The sequence below is a fragment of the Streptomyces sp. MAI_2237 genome, from assembly GCF_054189285.1.
The window spans coordinates 652,660-669,383 of sequence record NZ_JAJPGQ010000003.1 but is presented as its reverse complement, the minus strand read 5'-3'; the positions used below and the strand labels follow the sequence as shown (position 1 = coordinate 669,383).

The following is a 16,724-nucleotide window of genomic DNA, read 5'->3' as shown; positions in this document are numbered from 1 at the left end:
AGGGTGCGGCGCAAGCGTTCCGGCACTTGGCCCACCGGCATTGCGATGTCAGTGGCGGGTGCCACAGTGGGGGAGTGACCAAAGCCAGGACAGCTGGACATTCAGGACAGCAGGGGAGGGGGTGAGATACCGGTGGTGACCGGTACCGGCATGGGTGCGGAAATGGGCGCGCAGGCCGCGCGCTCGAGGGCTCTCGCCGTGCTGCGCATCCGCGGCCGCGCGCTGGCCGTGGCGCTGCTGCCCGCGGCGGTCGCCGTGATCCTGCTCGTCGGCGACTCCACGGGCCATCTCGTGGGCCCGTTCTGGCACGCCGCCCGCTGGGCGGTGACCCCTGTCGCCGTCCTCGTGCTGCTCGCCGCCGGAGTCATCGCCCTGGTCGTCGCCCGGGCCCGCCCGGCCGTCACCCCGACCGTCCCCGTCCCGGAGGGCTCGGCGCCGGATCTGTACCGGATGGTGCGCGATCTCGCCGACCGCCTGGACGTCCCGGCTCCGTCCGCGATAGCGCTCACCCCGGACTGCGACAGCTGGCTGGAGGACCGCACCCACCCTTCGCACGGCCCGCCCGCGCGGGAGGACGGCGACGAGATAGCCGGCGCCCGTTCCGCCCACCGCCGGGCGGCCGCGGCCCCGGTCCTGGTCATCGGCTCGCCGTTCCTGTGGTGGATGCGCGTCGGTGAACTGCGCGCGGTCCTCGCGCCGGTCGTCGCGGGTACGGGCCCCTCGGCCCACCCGGACATAGCCGCCGCCCGGCGCTTCGTGCGCGGGCTGGACGCCGCGGTGGCCGTCGCCTCCACCCCCGCCCGCTGCCCGCTGACCCGAGGCGTCTGCGCCGGACTGGGTGCCGTGGCGCGCCTGCTGCTGCGCAGCTGCCGGGAGCACGCGGCGCTGATGGAGCGCGGTGTCGCGGCAGCGGCGGCGGAGCGTGCACAGGCTGTGGACTACGGCCTGCGCATCGTCGCCCAGGAACAGGTGGGCCTGGCCTACGCGGGCTGGGACCGCCTCCTGACCCGGGTGGCGCTGCCCGCCTGGCGGATGGGCCGCTGGCCGTCCCGGCTCGACGCGGGCGTGGTGGCGGCCCTGACGGAGCTGTCCCGCCGTGACCGCCTCGCCGAGGGCTTCGCCTCCCGCCTGGGCGAGCGTCCGGCCTGCGACCTGCTGGAGGAGCCCGGCGCGGTCGACGAGGCCGTCTCCCTCCTCGCCGCCCGGCTCTTCCACGGCGGCCCCGCCGAGACCGGTCCCGACTGGGCCCCGGTGGACTGGCAGGAGTACCCGGAGGAGGTCGTCGACCGTAAATGGCGCACGGACGCGGCCCGCCTCCACCACGTCCTGGACACGCTGGGTGTCACCCGCTCCACGGACCCCGCGGCCCCGGCCCCGGACGGCCCCACCCTGACCCGGATCCTGGCCCACCTCTCGGCGCCCCCGAGTCCGGTCGCCATCGCTGCTGAGGCCGGGCGGACCGCGCCCGAGCGCCCGGCGCCCGCCGACCACGAGGCCGAGGCCGAGGCAGAGGTCGAGAACGAACGCGCGGCCGCCCTCGCCGCGGCGCTGACCGCACAGCTCGCCCGGGAAGAGGCCGCCCCCGCTCCCCGGCCCACCGCCGCCGACCCCGCTCCCTGGGACGACACGGCACTGCCGCTCTTCCCGCTCCAGCCGCCCCGCACGGCCCGCGAGCTGCTCACCGACCATGTCACCGCGATGGTGTGCTGCGCCGCCATGGACACCGCCGGCGCGGCCCCGGGCCTGGACTGGCTGGACGGCCCCACGCTCCTGATCGCCGGCGAACGGGCCGCCGACCTGACCCCCCGGGTCCTGAGCCTCGTGGAGGACGGCGACCCCGCCCCGCTGCGGGCCTGGCTGCGGGAGTCCGGCATACGCCCGGAGAAACCCGTACGGCTCGTCTGACCCCGCCCACCCAGCCGTACCGGAACGAGCTGTTCCACTTTCGGCCAATTCGCAACGAACTGTGACCACCTGCGTGCGTAATGTGATGTGCTGGGACCGATCGGGCACATGGCAAGGGCTTGCGGCACAGGACACGCGACCACGGGGGCACGAGGGAGGGGAGCGATCATGGAATCGGAGCGATCGGAGCACATCCGCCGCTGGGAGTCCGGAGCGCTGGCACACGCCGTCACCGATCCCTTCGGCCAGGGCCCCGTCCCCTGGCTGCGCGGCAACGTCACCTACTTCGACGACACCGGCCAGGTCGTCCCCTGGTACCTGGACGGCCAGGCCCATCCCCCGACGCCCGGCACCCACCGGGTCCCGGGCCCCCGGAGCGCAGGCGGCCCACGCTCCGCCGACGACGTCCACCGCCAGATCAAGGGCTTCATCTCCACCGGCGCGGTCGCCCCGGGCCAGGCCGTCGACTTCCACATCACGGTCGACCCGCCCCAGGAGTTCGCCGTGGACATCTACCGCATCGGACACTACGGCGGCGACGGCGCGGCCAAGATCACCACCAGCCCCCGCCTCTCCGGCATCGTTCAGCCCCCGCCGCTCACCGCCGACCGCACGGTCTCCTGTCACCACTGGTGGCTGTCGTGGCGGCTGCAGATCCCGAGCCACTGGAGCATCGGGGCGTACGTGGCCGTCCTGACCACCGTCGACGGCTACCGCTCCCACATCCCGTTCACGATCCGCGACAACCACCCCGCCGACCTGCTGCTGCTCCTGCCCGACGTGACCTGGCAGGCGTACAACCTCTACCCGGAGGACGGCCGCACCGGCGCCAGCCTGTACCACGCCTGGGACGAGCAGGGCCGGCTCCTCGGCGAGTCCGACGCGGCGACGACCGTCTCCTTCGACCGCCCGTACGCCGGCGCCGGCCTCCCGCTCCACGTGGGCCACGCCTACGACTTCATCCGCTTCGCCGAGCGCTACGGCTATGACCTCGCCTACGCCGACGCCCGCGACCTGCACGCGGGGCACGTCGATCCCACCCGCTACCGGGGCCTGGTCTTCCCCGGGCACGACGAGTACTGGTCGGCGAACATGCGCCGCACGGTCGAGATCGCCCGCGAGAACGGCACCTCCCTGGTGTTCCTCTCCGCGAACTCCATGTACTGGCAGGTCGAGTTGGGCCCGTCTCCCTCCGGGGTGCCCGACCGCCTGCTGACCTGCCGAAAACGCAAGGGCCCCGGCAAACCCGTCCTGTGGCGGGAGATCGACCGCCCCGAGCAGCAGGTGGTCGGCATCCAGTACGCGGGCCGGGTCCCCGAGCCCCATCCCCTGATCGTCCGCAACGCCGACCACTGGCTGTGGGAGGCGACCGGCGCGCACGAGGGCGACCCGATCGAGGGGATGGTCGCGGGCGAGGCTGACCGCTACTTCCCGCGCACCCCCCTGCCCGACCACGAGGACCGCATCCTGCTGGCGCACTCCCCGTACACCGACTCCGAGGGCGTCCAGCGTCACCAGGAGACCTCGCTCTACCGCGCCCCCTCCGGGGCCCTGGTGTTCGCGTCCGGGACCTTCGCCTGGTCGCCCGCCCTGGACCGTCCGGGCCACGTCGACGCCCGGGTCCAGCGCGCCACCGCCAACCTCCTGGACCGCATCTGCAAACGTGACTGAGCTCACGTACGCCCACGTCACCGCCCCTTCCGAGCCGACCCCACCCCCTGGGCGATCCCCGGCATACGGGAGAATCGAGCCATAGGACAGAACTACAGGGAGGAACCGTGTCCGGATTCGTAGAAAAGCCCGAGCCGCTCCAGGTTCCGGGCCTGGTTCACCTCCACACCGGCAAGGTGCGCGAGCTCTACCAGAACGAGGCGGGCGACCTCGTGATGGTCGCCAGTGACCGCATTTCGGCCTTCGACTGGGTGCTGCCGACGGAAATCACCGACAAGGGCCGGGTGCTGACCCAGTTGTCCCTGTGGTGGTTCGACCAGATCGCCGATCTGATCCCCAACCATGTGCTGAGCACCGAACTGCCGGCCGGCGCCCCCGCCGACTGGGCCGGCCGGACGCTCGTCTGCAAATCGCTGCGGATGGTCCCGGTGGAGGCCGTCGCCCGCGGCTACCTGACCGGCTCGGGCCTGCTGGAGTACAACGACTCCCGCACGGTCTGCGGGCTGGCCCTGCCCGAGGGCCTGGTCGACGGCAGCGAACTGCCCGCCCCGATCTTCACCCCGGCCACCAAGGCCGAGGTCGGCGAGCACGACGAGAACGTCTCGTACGAGGAGGTCGCGCGCCGCGTCGGCGCCGACACCGCGGCCGAGCTGCGCCAGGCCACCCTCGCCGTCTACGGGCGTGGCCGGGACATCGCCCGGGACCGCGGCATCATCCTCGCCGACACCAAGTTCGAGTTCGGCTTCGACGGCGACACCCTGGTCCTCGCGGACGAGATCCTCACCCCGGACTCCTCCCGGTTCTGGCCGGCCGACCAGTGGCAGCCGGGCCGCGCGCAGCCGTCGTACGACAAGCAGTTCGTGCGCGACTGGCTGACCTCGCCGGAGTCCGGCTGGGACCGAAAGAGCGAGCAGCCTCCGCCCCCGCTGCCGCAGCAGGTCGTGGACGCGACGCGGGCGAAGTACATCGAGGCGTACGAGCGTCTGACGGGCACCGGCTGGAGCTGACCCATGACGAAGGCCCCGGTCGGTGACCGGGGCCTTCGCTGTGGAGCGGACGACGAGGCTCGAACTCGCGACCTCAACCTTGGCAAGGTTGCGCTCTACCAACTGAGCTACGTCCGCAGTGCGCCGTGGCGCGACGCCAACTATACCCAACCTCGCTCCCGTGCGAGTCGCACGGCCGCGTGCCGGTTCTCCGCACCGAGCTTCGAGACGGCCGACGAGAGATAGTTCCGCACGGTCCCCTGCGACAGCGCGGCCCGCTCGGCGATCTCCGCGACGGGCGCCCCGTCGGCGGCCAGTTCCAGCACCTCGGCCTCCCGCGCGGTCAGCGGGGAGTCCCCGGAGGCGATGGCGTCGGCGGCCAACTCGGGGTCGACGTAGCGCTGTCCGGAGTGCACGGTCCGGATGATCTCGGCCAGGCGCTGGGCGCTCACCGTCTTGGGGACGAACCCGCGCACCCCCGCCGCGAGGGCCCGCTTGAGATGCCCGGCCCGCCCGTGACCGGTCACGATCAGCACCCGGCAGCCGGGCAGTTCGGCCCGCAGGGATGTGGCGACCTTCACACCGTCGGCGCCCGGCATCTGCAGGTCCAGCACGGCCACGTCCGGTTCGTGCGCCCTCGCCATCGCCAGCGCCTCCGGCCCGCTCGCCGCCTCGGCGACGACCAGGAGGTCGTCCTCCAGTCCGAGCAGCGCGGCCAGCGCACCCCGGATCAGATGCTCGTCGTCGGCGAGCAGCAGCCGCACGGGGCCGGTCATGCCGTGACCTCGCGCACCTGCACGGGCACCTCGGCCACCACTCGGAACAGGTCTCCTCCGACCCGGCCGGCCTCCAGGGTCCCGCCCACCGCCGACAGCCGCTCGCGCAGCCCCGCCAGCCCCGAGCCGCCCGCGCCCGCGGGGGCCGAGGCCCCGTCGTTCTCCACGGTCAGCACCACACGTCCTTCCTCCACCGTCAGGACGACCGCGCACCGTCGGGTGTCGCCGTGCCGCAGCACGTTCGTCGTCGCCTCGCGCACGACCCAGCCGAGCGCCGACTGCACCTCGGGAGCCAGCCCGGTGGCCGCTCCGCGCACCTCGCACTCGATCCCGGCCGCACTCAACACCCCTTGCGCACCCGCGAGTTCGATCCCCAGGTCGGCCTTCCGGTATCCCCGTACGACCTCCCGCACCTCCCGCTGCGACTCCTGGGCGATCCGCTGCACCTCGATCATCTGCTCCACCGCCTCCGGCCGTCCGCGCCGCGCCAGTTGCACGGCCAGCTCGCTCTTGAGCGCGATGACGGCCAGGTTCCGCCCCACCACGTCGTGCAGGTCGCGCCCGAACCGCAGCCGCTCCTCGGCGACGGCGAGCCGGGCCTCGACCTCGCGGGCCCGCTCCGCCTCCCACAGCACGGACAGGGTCCAGGCGCCGCAGCGGCAGGCGAGCAGCGAGAAGAGCGCCCCGAAGACGGTCAGCACTCCGATCATGAGAATCCCGGCGGGCTCGGGGGCGACCCAGCCGAAGACGGCCATCAGCACCACGGCGAGCGCGGCGGACCGGCGCAGGAAGACCCCGATGGGCGCCACCAGCCCGTACAGCAGCCCGAAGGGCAGCAGCGAGGCGCCGGCGAAGAGCCGGACGCCCATCGGGTCGGCGCCGTCCAGCGAGGCCAGCACCAGGGTCAGGGCCAGCGCGAGGGCGAGCAGCCCGGCGCCGGGGCGCAGTGCGCCGGGCGGGAGGGGAGCGCGGCCCAGGTAGTGGTCGAGCACCGGCCGGGTGCGCCGGTTGGCCTCGACGCACTGCAGGGCGCCGACGAGGAGCAGCAGCCCGCCGACGGCCAGCGGCGCCGGCCGCCGGGCCAGCGCGCCCACCAGGGGCAGCCCGAGCCAGGAGACGGAGAAGATCCAGGTTGTGACGTACCAGGTGATCACGGTCTGCAGCTCGACCCGCTCGGCCTTGCTGCGCTCCCGCCAGTGGCGCCGCTGCCATCCCCGTATGCGCCCGAGCACCGCTCCCCCGTCCGTCAACGCCGGGGTTCCCACCGGAACCACCGCCGTACAGCAAACACCGCGGCCGCGAGCCAGGCCAGTGCGACCGCCGCGGACGCCAGCGCCTCGGCGGCGCTCAGCCGGCCGGTGAACCCGCCGCTCACCAGCCGGATCGCGGGGGACAGCGGCAGCAGCGCGCACACGGAGGCGAACCGGTCGGGCAGGGTGCCGGCCGGGATCGCGATGCCCGAGCCCAGCATCGACACGAACACCAGCGGCAGCGCCGTGACCTGGGCGCTCTCGGCGGTCCGGGTGAAGGAGGCGGTGAGCGCGGCGAGCGCGGCGCACAGCACCAGACCCATGAGGACGCCGAGCGCGACCAGGTAGGGCGCCCGTGGTGCCCCCGCGTCGAGGAAGAGCACGCAGCCAAGCGTCAGCACCAGTGACTGGGCGAGGCCGAGGCACGCGGCGGGCAGGGCGGTGCCGAGGAGGATCTCGGCGTCGCCGAGTTCCCCGGTCCGCAGGCGTTTGAGGACGAGTTCCTCGCGGCGGGCGACGAAGGCACTCACCAGGCCGGTGTAGACCGAGAACAGGAAGGAGAAGCCGATGGCCGCGGTCAGCGTCACCGTGCCGGTGTTCAGCCCCGACCGCTGGAGATCCATCCCGTCGAGCGCGGGCCTGACGGTGAACGGCAGCGCCAGCGGCACCAGCAGTGCTGTGGTCACCGCGCTCCGGTTGCGTCCCAGCAGCGTCAGCTCCGCCCGGGCAAGGGCCCGCAGCCGCCGCCCGGCAGGGGCGAGGACGAGCGCGCTCACGCCGCCACCCCCTGCTCCCGGGCGATCCCGAGGAACGCCTCCTCCAGCGAGGCCGACCGGACGTCTAGCCCCGGCAGCTCCACCCGCTCGCCCTGCGCCCACACCAGCAGTGCGGTGGCCGTCCGCTGCAGCTCCCGGGTCCGCAGCCGTACGACCCTGCCGTCCAGCTCGTGCCCGCACACCCCCAGCTCGCCGAGGGGTGGCAGGTCGCCCAGGAAGTAGCCGTCGGGCAGCCGGAAGGAGATGCGGGCGGGCTGGGCGGCCGTCACCTCGGCGGGCGTGCCGGTCGTCGCGATGCGTCCCTCGTGCAGGATCGCCAGCCGGTCGGCGAGGCCCTCGGCCTCCTCCAGGTAGTGCGTGGTCAGCAGCACCGTCGTGCCCGTCTCGCGCAGTGCCCGCACCAACTCCCAGGTGTCCCGGCGTCCTTCGGCGTCGAGGCCGGTGGTCGGCTCGTCCAGGAACAGCACCTCGGGCTCGCCGAGCAGTGCGAGCGCCAGGTCGAGGCGGCGCCGTTCACCCCCGGACAGCTGCTTCACGCGTACGCCGGTGCGGCCCGCGAGCCCGACCAGCTCCAGCGCCTCGGTCTCAGGGCGTGCCCCGCTCACGCAGCCCGCCCACATCCGCGCGGTCTCGGCGACGGTCAGCTCGGACGGGAAGCCGCCCTCCTGGAGCATCACGCCGGTGCGGGGCCGTACGGCGGCCCGCTCCTCGTACGGGTCGTGCCCGAGCACCCGCACCCGGCCCCCGGCCGGCCGCGCGAGCCCCTCCAGCAGTTCCACCGTCGACGTCTTGCCCGCGCCGTTGGTGCCGAGCAGAGCGAAGATCTCGCCGCGGTTCACGGAGAAGGTGATCCCGCGCACCGCCTCGAACCCGCCCCCGTACACACGCCGCAGGTCAGTGACCTCAATCACGTGTTCGTTCGTGTCCATGTCCTCAGCGTCCCGGCGCAGGGGAGCGGTCAGCAGTGCGCGCTGTCATCGCTCGGCATGACAAATGTCAGACAGGGAGGGCAGGGACGGGAGGGACGGCCTTGGGGGAGGCGAACATGAAAAAGCCCCTCGGCCGAAGCCGGGGGGCTTGATTCCAGAGCGGACGACGAGGCTCGAACTCGCGACCTCAACCTTGGCAAGGTTGCGCTCTACCAACTGAGCTACGTCCGCATTGCCTCCGACCGGCTCCCACCGATCGGCGCGAGCACCAGCCTACCTGATCCACAACAGTGGTCCGGACCGGTGGTGCAGAGCGGGTGACAGGAATTGCACACTGCGCCTTCCCCCTGGAAGGGGGATGTTCTGCTACTGAACTACACCCGCATGTACTCCGTGAGGTTCGGCCTTTCGGCCTTGCCCCTCGGCGTGCTCCAGACTCTAGCCGACCAGGAGGGGTGCAGCGCAAGTCGGTTCTCCCGAGGGGCGGCTGACCGGCCGTCGGTCAGAGGGCCGGTCACTCCTCTACTGGGCCTCGCCGAACGCCTCGTAGACCTTCTTGGGGATGCGCCCGCGGGCGGGGACGTCCATCTTGTTGGCCTGCGCCCAGGCCCGGACGGCGGCGGGGTCGGGGGCGACCTCGGTCTGCCGGTAGGCCTTGCCCGACTTCGACCGCTTGCGGCCGGCCTCCACGTAGGGCTCGAGCGCCTTACGCAGTTTCTCTGCATTGGCTTGATTCAGGTCGATCTCGTACGACTTGCCGTCGAGTCCGAAGGCGATCGTTTCCGCCGCTTCCGAGCCGTCGATGTCGTCAAAGAGAGTGACCACGACCTTCTGCGCCACGAATATCGGTCCCTTCATTCGGCACGTGCCAAATTATTTGTACAGTGCCCGGCAAAGCATTGTGAAGCCCGACTAAATCCTTTGGCGTGTCCGAGCGCAATAGGTACCGGGTGCCGATCCCGGAAATTTTGGTGAACAAGACGCCGCCCGGTCGATCGTGACCGCGATCACGTAGATTCCTACAAGTCGACGCGCGTAGAAATTTCGTGCGGGTAGTCTGAAGACGCCTGTCGGAGACACCTTCAGGAACCTGCTCAGCACCACACCATCGGGAGTGCCAGTGGCACGCGTCGTAGTCGACGTCATGCTCAAGCCGGAGATCCTCGACCCCCAGGGCCAGGCGGTCCAGCGCGCACTGCCGCGACTGGGTTTCGAAGGCATCTCCGATGTACGTCAGGGAAAGCGATTCGAACTGGAAGTTGACGGACCGGTCGACGAGGCCGCGCTCGCCCGCATCCATGATCTCGCCGAATCCTTCCTGGCCAACACCGTGATCGAGAACTTCACCGTGCGGATCGAGGAAGTCGCGGAGGCCGCGAAGTGACCGCTCGTATTGGCGTCGTCACTTTCCCGGGCAGCCTCGACGACCGGGACACCCAGCGCGCGATCCGCCTCGCGGGCGCCGAACCCGTCGCCCTCTGGCACAAGGACAAGGACCTGCACCAGGTGGACGCGGTCGTCCTCCCCGGTGGTTTCTCCTACGGCGACTATCTGCGGGCCGGCGCCATCTCCCGCTTCTCGCCCGTGATGGAGACGGTCATCGAGCAGGCGAAGGCCGGACTGCCGGTCCTCGGCATCTGCAACGGCTTCCAGATCCTCACCGAGGCCCACCTCCTGCCGGGCGGCATGCTCGGCAACGACCACCTGCACTTCATCTGCCGCGATCAGAAGCTGCGGGTGGAGAACGCGGAGACGGCCTGGACCGTGGACTACGAGGCGGGCCAGGAGATCCACATCCCGCTGAAGAACATGGACGGCCGCTACGTGGCCGACGAGTACACCCTCGACAAGCTCGAGGCCGAGGGCCGTGTCGCCTTCCGGTACATGGACTTCAACCCCAACGGCTCGCTCCGCGACATCGCGGGCATCACCAACGAGGCCGGCAACGTCGTGGGCCTGATGCCGCACCCCGAGCACGCCACCGAGCCGCTGATCGGCACGGGCCGTACCGACGGCCTCCCCTTCTTCACCTCGATCCTCAAGAAGCTGGTCACCGCATGAGCAGGACGCCTCTGGACACGGTCGAGAACGCGGCCGCGACCCCCGACGTCGAGCTGCCCTGGGCCGAACTCGGCCTGAAGAAGGACGAGTACGAGCGGGTGGTGGAGATCCTCGGCCGCCGCCCGACCGGCGCCGAGCTCGCCATGTACTCCGTCATGTGGTCCGAGCACTGCTCGTACAAGTCCTCCAAGGTCCACCTGCGCCAGTTCGGCGAGAAGGCCCCGCAGTCCGACGCCCTCCTCGTCGGCATCGGCGAGAACGCCGGCGTGGTCGACGTCGGCCAGGGCTACGCGGTCACCTTCAAGGTCGAGTCGCACAACCACCCGTCGTACGTCGAGCCCTACCAGGGCGCGGCCACCGGCGTCGGCGGCATCGTCCGCGACATCATCGCGATGGGCGCCCGCCCGGTCGCGGTCGTGGACCCGCTGCGCTTCGGCGCGGCCGACCACCCCGACACCAAGCGCGTGCTGCCCGGCGTCGTCGCCGGCATCGGCGGCTACGGCAACTGCCTGGGCCTGCCCAACATCGGCGGCGAGGTCGTCTTCGACGCCTGCTACCAGGGCAACCCGCTGGTCAACGCCGGTGCCATCGGCGTCATGCGGCACGAGGACATCCACCTCGCCAAGGCGTCCGGCGCCGGCAACAAGGTCATCCTCTACGGCGCCCGGACCGGCGGCGACGGCATCGGCGGCGCCTCGATCCTGGCCTCCGAGACCTTCGACGACGCCAAGCCGTCGAAGCGCCCGGCCGTCCAGGTCGGCGACCCCTTCCAGGAGAAGCTCCTCATCGAGTGCACCCTGGAGGCGTTCAAGGAGAAGCTGGTCGTCGGCATCCAGGACCTCGGCGCGGCCGGTCTGTCCTGCGCCACCTCCGAGCTGGCCTCCAACGGCTCCGGCGGCATGCGCGTGACCCTGGACGACGTACCGCTGCGCGACTCCACGCTCTCGCCCGAGGAGATCCTCATGAGCGAGTCGCAGGAACGCATGTGCGCGGTCGTGGAGCCGGCGAAGGTCGAGCGCTTCCTGGAGATCTGCGAGAAGTGGGACGTCATCGCCACCGTCATCGGTGAGGTGACCGACGGCGACCGCCTGGAGATCTACTGGCACGGCGGCAAGATCGTCGACGTCGACCCGCGCACCGTCGCCCACGACGGCCCGGTCTACGAGCGCCCGTACGCCCGTCCGGACTGGCAGGACGCCCTCCAGGCCGACGACGCGAACAAGCTGCCCCGCCCGGCCACGGGCGAGGAGCTGAAGGACCAGGTCCTGAAGCTGGTGGCCTCCCCCAACCAGGCCTCCAAGAAGTGGATCACCTCGCAGTACGACCACTTCGTGCAGGGCAACACCGTCCTCGCGCAGCCGGAGGACTCCGGCATGATCCGCATCGACGAGGAGACCGGCCTCGGCGTCGCCATCGCGACCGACGGCAACGGCCGGTACGCCAAGCTCGACCCGTACACCGGCGCCCAGCTGGCACTGGCGGAGGCGTACCGCAACGTCGCCACCACCGGCGCAAAGCCGCTCGCCGTCTCCGACTGCCTGAACTTCGGCTCGCCCGAGGACCCGGCCGTCATGTGGCAGTTCGCCGAGGCCATTCGTGGTCTCGCCGACGGCTGCCAGCAGCTCGGCACCCCGGTGACCGGCGGCAACGTCTCGCTCTACAACCAGACGGGCGAGGCCGCCATCCACCCGACCCCCGTGGTCGCGGTCCTCGGCGTGATCGACGACGTCGCCCGCCGTACGCCGGTCGCCTTCCAGGAGGAGGGCCACCTGCTCTACCTCCTCGGCGACACGCGTGAGGAGTTCGGCGGCTCGGCCTGGTCGCAGGTCGTCCACGACCACCTCGGCGGCCTGCCGCCCAAGGTCGACCTGGAGCGGGAGCGGCTGCTCGGCGAGATCCTGATCTCCGCCAGCCGCGACGGCATGATCGACTCGGCGCACGACCTGTCCGACGGCGGTCTGATCCAGGCGGTCGTGGAGTCGGCACTGCTCGGCGGCAAGGGCGCGCGTCTGGTCGTCCCGGACGGGCTGGACGCCTTCACGTTCTGCTTCTCCGAGTCGGCGGGCCGCGCGGTCGTCGCCGTGCCGCGCTCCGAGGAGGTCCGCTTCAACGACATGTGCGGCGCCCGGGGCCTGCCCGTGACCCGCATCGGTGTCGTCGACGGCGAGTCGGTGGAGGTGCAGGGCGAGTTCGAGCTCTCCCTGGACGAGCTGCGCCGGGCGCACGAGGAGACCATCCCCGCGCTGCTGAAGTAGGCGCCCGTACGACGCCGAAGGCCCCGCCCGTGCCGAACGGGCGGGGCCTTCGGCCATGTCCGGCCCACGCGCCGGCCGCTCTAGGCTGAGCCCATGTCACCGGCCGGGAAACGCGCGCGCACGTACGACTCCGCCAAGATCCGCAAGGCCGTGGCGGCGCAGTTCGACCACGTCCGCGAGGCCGTCGGCACGCTCGGCCCCGAGCAGCTCGCGCTGCCGACCCGGCTCGGTGACTGGTCGGTGCGGGAGCTGGTCGCGCACATCGGCAGGTGCATCGACGTCGTCGCCCGTCTCGCCGAGCTGCCCGAGCCGCCCCGGGCGGAGATCACGCTGCTGGAGTGGGCGTTCGGCACCGCCGCCGACGCCGAGCTGCTGTCCGAGGCCCCCCACGAGCTCGCCCGGCGCGACGCCGACGCGAACGCCGCCCTGACCGTCGTCGCCGAGCGGCTGTCCGGCACGCTCGCCGGTACGCCCGACGGCCGGGTCCTCGCCTTCCGCACCGGCGCCCTCACCCTCGCCGACCTGCTGGTCACCCGTACCGTCGAACTCGTCGTCCACACGGACGACCTGAACGCCGCGGTGCCGGGGCTTCAGGTGCCGTTCGACCGGCAGGCCCTCGCGGCCTGCACCCGGCTGCTCGCGGACGCCCTCGCCGCGAAGGCGCCCGGCGGCTCCACCGAGGTGCGGGTGCCGCCGTACGCCGTGGTGCAGTGCGTCGAGGGGCCGCGGCACACCCGCGGCACCCCGCCCAACGTCGTCGAGACCGACCCGCTGACCTGGATCCGGCTGGCGACCGGTCGGCTGACCTGGAAGGACGCGCTCGCGGACGCCAAAGTCAGCGCGAGCGGGGAGCGGGCGGACCTCGGCGGGCTGCTGCCCGTGATGAGCTGAGCCGGAACCGGGCGCGGGTCCCTCCCGTCCCATCCCCATGGACACACAGCGACTCACCCTCGCCGTCCTGACACTGGTGCCGCTCGCGGTGGCGTGCGGCAGCGAGAAGGCGGACGGCGGCAGCGGCTCGGTGGCCGTCGAGCGGCCCGTCACGGGCGTCGACTGGAGCGTCAGGGACATCACGGTGAACGGCACGACCGGCGTCGCGCACGGCAGTCCGTACCTCTCCTTCGACGCCAAGACCCACAAGGCGGCCGGCCGGCTCGGCTGCAATCACGTCGACGCCACGGCGACCGTACGCGCCGGGCACATCGCGCTCGGCCGACCGATGACCACCCGAATGATGTGCGACGCCTCACTCATGCAGACCGAACGAGCCCTGCTGGGGCTGTTCCACCACACGGTCGGCTACCGAGTCGATCACGACACCCTCACGCTGACCAGCACAAACGGCCTGAAGGTCCGAGCCGTCGTCCGAAAGTGATCCACTACTGACCAGTAACCCCAATTCGGACCAGTGGTCGATCTCGCCTACACTCGGAGCCGTGCCACGTGGTGACGGTCGACTCAATCATGATCTGCTCCCCGGTGAGAAAGGCCCCCAGGACGCCTGCGGCGTCTTCGGAGTCTGGGCTCCGGGCGAAGAGGTCGCCAAGCTCACTTACTTCGGGCTCTACGCCCTCCAGCATCGGGGCCAGGAATCCGCGGGAATCGCGGTCAGCAACGGCTCCCAGATCCTCGTCTTCAAGGACATGGGCCTCGTCTCCCAGGTCTTCGACGAGACCTCTCTCGGTTCGCTCCAGGGTCACATCGCGGTCGGACACGCCCGCTACTCGACCACCGGCGCCTCCGTGTGGGAGAACGCCCAGCCGACGTTCCGCGCCACCGCGCAGGGCTCCATCGCGCTCGGCCACAACGGCAACCTGGTCAACACGGCGCAGCTCGCCGAGATGGTCGCCGACCTGCCGAAGAAGGAGGGCGGCCGCGCCCCGCGCGTGGCGGCCACCAACGACACCGACCTCCTGACGGCGCTGCTCGCCGCCCAGGAGGACGCGGACGGCAAGCCCCTGACCATCGAGGAGGCGGCCCACACGGTGCTGCCGAAGGTGCGCGGCGCCTTCTCCCTGGTCTTCATGGACGAACACACCCTCTACGCCGCCCGCGACCCGCAGGGCATCCGCCCGCTGGTCCTCGGGCGTCTGGAGCGCGGCTGGGTGGTCGCCTCCGAGTCCGCCGCCCTCGACATCTGCGGCGCCAGCTACGTCCGCGAGATCGAGCCGGGCGAGTTCGTCGCCATCGACGAGAACGGCCTGCGCACCTCCCGATTCGCGGACGCGAAGCCCAAGGGCTGTGTCTTCGAGTACGTGTACCTGGCCCGCCCGGACACCGACATCGCCGGCCGGAACGTCTACCTCTCCCGTGTGGAGATGGGCCGCAAGCTGGCGAAGGAGGCTCCGGTCGAGGCCGATCTGGTCATAGCGACCCCGGAGTCCGGAACGCCCGCGGCCATCGGCTACGCGGAAGCCTCCGGCATCCCCTTCGGCGCCGGACTGGTCAAGAACGCCTATGTCGGCCGGACCTTCATCCAGCCCTCGCAGACCATCCGGCAGCTCGGCATCCGCCTGAAGCTGAACCCGCTGAAGGAAGTCATCAAGGGCAAGCGCCTGGTCGTCGTCGACGACTCGATCGTGCGCGGCAACACCCAGCGGGCGCTGGTGCGGATGCTGCGCGAGGCGGGCGCGGCCGAGGTCCACATCCGGATCTCCTCGCCGCCCGTGAAGTGGCCCTGCTTCTTCGGCATCGACTTCGCCACCCGCGCCGAGCTCATCGCCAACGGCATGACGATCGAAGAGATCGGCACCTCGCTGGGCGCCGACTCCCTGGCCTACATCTCCATCGACGGCATGATCGAGGCGACCACCATCGCCAAGCCGAACCTCTGCCGCGCCTGCTTCGACGGCGAGTACCCGATGGAGCTCCCCGACCCCGAGCTGCTCGGCAAGCAGCTCCTGGAGACCGAGCTGGCCGCGGGGCCGGCCGCCACGGCCGCGGCCGACGCGATCCGTCGCCCGTAGACCGCCCGTAAAACCTGCCGTACGACACGAAAGTTCTCACTAGCCATGTCTGAGACAACTGGTGCCAGCTACGCAGCCGCGGGCGTCGACATCGAAGCGGGCGACCGCGCCGTGGAACTCATGAAGGAGTGGGTGAAGAAGACGCAGCGCCCCGAGGTCCTCGGCGGCCTCGGCGGCTTCGCCGGCCTCTTCGACGCCTCCGCCCTGAAGAACTACGAGCGGCCCCTGCTCGCCTCGGCCACCGACGGCGTGGGCACGAAGGTGGACGTCGCCCGTCAGCTGGGCGTGTACGACACCATCGGCCACGACCTGGTCGCGATGGTCATGGACGACATCGTGGTGTGCGGCGCCGAGCCGCTGTTCATGACCGACTACATCTGCGTCGGCAAGGTCCACCCCGAGCGGGTCGCCGCGATCGTCAAGGGCATCGCGGAAGGCTGTGTGCTGGCCGGGTGCGCCCTGGTGGGCGGCGAGACGGCCGAACACCCGGGTCTGCTGGGCGAGGACGACTTCGACGTCGCCGGCGCCGGTACGGGCGTCGTGGAGGCCGACCGGCTGCTGGGCGCCGATCGCATCCGTACGGGTGACACCGTCATCGCCATGGCGGCCTCCGGGCTTCACTCGAACGGGTACTCGCTCGTCCGGCATGTCCTGCTGAACCGGGCGGGTCTGTCCCTGGAGGCGCGGATCGAGGACCTGGGCCGCACCCTCGGCGAGGAACTGCTGGAGCCGACCAAGATCTACTCGCTGGACTGCCTGGCCCTGACGCGCACCACGGACGTGCACGCCTTCAGCCACGTCACCGGCGGCGGCCTCGCGGCCAACCTGGCCCGGGTGATCCCGGACGGCCTGCACGCGATCGTCGACCGTTCCACCTGGACCCCGGCCCCGATCTTCGACCTCGTCGGAAAGACGGGTCAGGTCGAGCGCCTGGAGTTGGAGAAGACGCTGAACATGGGTGTCGGCATGATCGCGATCGTGCCCGAGGAGTCCACGGACGTGGCGCTCGCCACACTGGCGGACCGGGGCGTCGAGGCGTGGGTGGCCGGCGAGATCACCGAGCGGGGCGAGCACACCACCGGTGCCGCCCTGGTCGGGGACTACGCGAGCTGATCCGAGGCAGGCAGCACAGAACCCGGTCGGTGACCG

At 71.4% G+C, this 16,724-nt stretch carries 15 protein-coding genes and 3 tRNA genes; 10 read left to right on the top strand and 8 right to left on the bottom strand.

Going from position 1 to position 16,724, the window contains the following annotated elements; genetic code table 11:
• The first annotated feature begins 150 nt into the window (after nt 1-150).
• From LN251_RS13305 to LN251_RS13295, 3 genes are all read left to right on the top strand, one after another.
• The gene (locus LN251_RS13305) at nt 151-1,905 is read left to right on the top strand and encodes a hypothetical protein (protein ID WP_458246713.1); all 1,755 of its coding nucleotides are present in this window, start codon (nt 151-153) and stop codon (nt 1,903-1,905) included.
• Nucleotides 1,906-2,073: 168 nt separating this feature from the next.
• Nucleotides 2,074-3,576, top strand: coding sequence for a N,N-dimethylformamidase beta subunit family domain-containing protein (locus LN251_RS13300; RefSeq protein WP_458244623.1), 1,503 nt, complete (start codon nt 2,074-2,076; stop codon nt 3,574-3,576).
• 107 nt (nt 3,577-3,683) lie between these two features.
• Nucleotides 3,684-4,583 carry a phosphoribosylaminoimidazolesuccinocarboxamide synthase gene (locus LN251_RS13295; protein WP_458244622.1) on the top strand — a complete coding sequence of 300 codons (900 nt, stop codon included), beginning with the start codon at nt 3,684-3,686 and terminating at the stop codon, nt 4,581-4,583.
• Between the two features lie 41 nt (nt 4,584-4,624).
• On the opposite strand, the gene LN251_RS13290 is transcribed toward LN251_RS13295, so the two are convergent.
• The 8 genes from LN251_RS13290 to LN251_RS13255 all read right to left on the bottom strand — a co-directional run bounded on the left by LN251_RS13290 (nt 4,625) and on the right by LN251_RS13255 (nt 9,133).
• Nucleotides 4,625-4,700 (bottom strand) — tRNA-Gly (locus tag LN251_RS13290).
• Between the two features lie 23 nt (nt 4,701-4,723).
• On the bottom strand, nt 4,724-5,338 hold the full coding sequence (locus LN251_RS13285) for a response regulator (RefSeq protein WP_458244621.1): 615 nt from the start codon (nt 5,336-5,338) through the stop codon (nt 4,724-4,726).
• The gene (locus LN251_RS13280; RefSeq protein ID WP_458244620.1) at nt 5,335-6,570 is read right to left on the bottom strand and encodes a sensor histidine kinase; all 1,236 of its coding nucleotides are present in this window, start codon (nt 6,568-6,570) and stop codon (nt 5,335-5,337) included. The genes LN251_RS13285 and LN251_RS13280 overlap by 4 nt, the downstream gene beginning before the upstream one ends.
• A gap of 14 nt (nt 6,571-6,584) precedes the next feature.
• Complete coding sequence (locus LN251_RS13275; RefSeq protein WP_458244619.1) at nt 6,585-7,364, bottom strand: ABC transporter permease; 780 nt, start codon at nt 7,362-7,364, stop codon at nt 6,585-6,587.
• Nucleotides 7,361-8,293, bottom strand: coding sequence for an ABC transporter ATP-binding protein (locus tag LN251_RS13270; RefSeq protein WP_458244618.1), 933 nt, complete (start codon nt 8,291-8,293; stop codon nt 7,361-7,363). The genes LN251_RS13275 and LN251_RS13270 overlap by 4 nt, the downstream gene beginning before the upstream one ends.
• A 158-nt stretch (nt 8,294-8,451) precedes the next feature.
• Nucleotides 8,452-8,524, bottom strand: a tRNA-Gly gene (locus LN251_RS13265).
• 81 nt (nt 8,525-8,605) lie between these two features.
• Nucleotides 8,606-8,677: transfer RNA gene (locus LN251_RS13260), tRNA-Gly, on the bottom strand.
• A 138-nt stretch (nt 8,678-8,815) separates the two neighbouring features.
• Complete coding sequence (locus LN251_RS13255) at nt 8,816-9,133, bottom strand: histone-like nucleoid-structuring protein Lsr2 (RefSeq protein ID WP_058924446.1); 318 nt, start codon at nt 9,131-9,133, stop codon at nt 8,816-8,818.
• 280 nt (nt 9,134-9,413) lie between these two features.
• Between LN251_RS13255 and purS the strand changes: the two genes are divergently transcribed.
• The 7 genes from purS (at nt 9,414) to purM (ending at nt 16,688) form a co-directional block, all read left to right on the top strand.
• The gene (gene purS, locus LN251_RS13250; protein ID WP_058924447.1) at nt 9,414-9,677 is read left to right on the top strand and encodes a phosphoribosylformylglycinamidine synthase subunit PurS; all 264 of its coding nucleotides are present in this window, start codon (nt 9,414-9,416) and stop codon (nt 9,675-9,677) included.
• On the top strand, nt 9,674-10,354 hold the full coding sequence (gene purQ / locus LN251_RS13245) for a phosphoribosylformylglycinamidine synthase subunit PurQ (protein WP_383677318.1): 681 nt from the start codon (nt 9,674-9,676) through the stop codon (nt 10,352-10,354). The genes purS and purQ overlap by 4 nt, the downstream gene beginning before the upstream one ends.
• Complete coding sequence (gene purL / locus LN251_RS13240; RefSeq protein ID WP_458244617.1) at nt 10,351-12,609, top strand: phosphoribosylformylglycinamidine synthase subunit PurL; 2,259 nt, start codon at nt 10,351-10,353, stop codon at nt 12,607-12,609. Before purQ ends, purL begins: the two co-directional genes overlap by 4 nt.
• A gap of 93 nt (nt 12,610-12,702) precedes the next feature.
• Nucleotides 12,703-13,500: a sterol carrier family protein gene (locus LN251_RS13235; protein WP_458244616.1), complete on the top strand. Its 798-nt coding sequence runs from the start codon at nt 12,703-12,705 to the stop codon at nt 13,498-13,500.
• Nucleotides 13,501-13,537: 37 nt separating this feature from the next.
• Nucleotides 13,538-13,984 carry an META domain-containing protein gene (locus LN251_RS13230; RefSeq protein ID WP_458244615.1) on the top strand — a complete coding sequence of 149 codons (447 nt, stop codon included), beginning with the start codon at nt 13,538-13,540 and terminating at the stop codon, nt 13,982-13,984.
• A gap of 61 nt (nt 13,985-14,045) precedes the next feature.
• The gene (purF, locus tag LN251_RS13225) at nt 14,046-15,575 is read left to right on the top strand and encodes an amidophosphoribosyltransferase (RefSeq protein ID WP_458244614.1); all 1,530 of its coding nucleotides are present in this window, start codon (nt 14,046-14,048) and stop codon (nt 15,573-15,575) included.
• A gap of 45 nt (nt 15,576-15,620) precedes the next feature.
• Nucleotides 15,621-16,688, top strand: a complete 1,068-nt coding sequence (gene purM, locus LN251_RS13220) for a phosphoribosylformylglycinamidine cyclo-ligase (RefSeq protein ID WP_458244613.1) — start codon at nt 15,621-15,623, stop codon at nt 16,686-16,688.
• The last annotated feature ends 36 nt before the right edge of the window (nt 16,689-16,724 follow it).

Excerpts from the sequence above, each read along its gene's own strand:
- LN251_RS13305 (WP_458246713.1), top strand. The coding sequence starts at position 151 with ATGGGTGCGGAAATGGGCGCGCAGGCCGCGCGCTCGAGGGCTCTCGCC.
- LN251_RS13300 (WP_458244623.1), top strand. The coding sequence starts at position 2,074 with ATGGAATCGGAGCGATCGGAGCACATCCGCCGCTGGGAGTCCGGAGCG.
- LN251_RS13285 (WP_458244621.1), bottom strand. The coding sequence starts at position 5,338 with ATGACCGGCCCCGTGCGGCTGCTGCTCGCCGACGACGAGCATCTGATC.
- LN251_RS13270 (WP_458244618.1), bottom strand. The coding sequence starts at position 8,293 with ATGGACACGAACGAACACGTGATTGAGGTCACTGACCTGCGGCGTGTG.
- purL (WP_458244617.1), top strand. The coding sequence starts at position 10,351 with ATGAGCAGGACGCCTCTGGACACGGTCGAGAACGCGGCCGCGACCCCC.
- LN251_RS13235 (WP_458244616.1), top strand. The coding sequence starts at position 12,703 with ATGTCACCGGCCGGGAAACGCGCGCGCACGTACGACTCCGCCAAGATC.
- LN251_RS13230 (WP_458244615.1), top strand. The coding sequence starts at position 13,538 with ATGGACACACAGCGACTCACCCTCGCCGTCCTGACACTGGTGCCGCTC.
- purM (WP_458244613.1), top strand. The coding sequence starts at position 15,621 with ATGTCTGAGACAACTGGTGCCAGCTACGCAGCCGCGGGCGTCGACATC.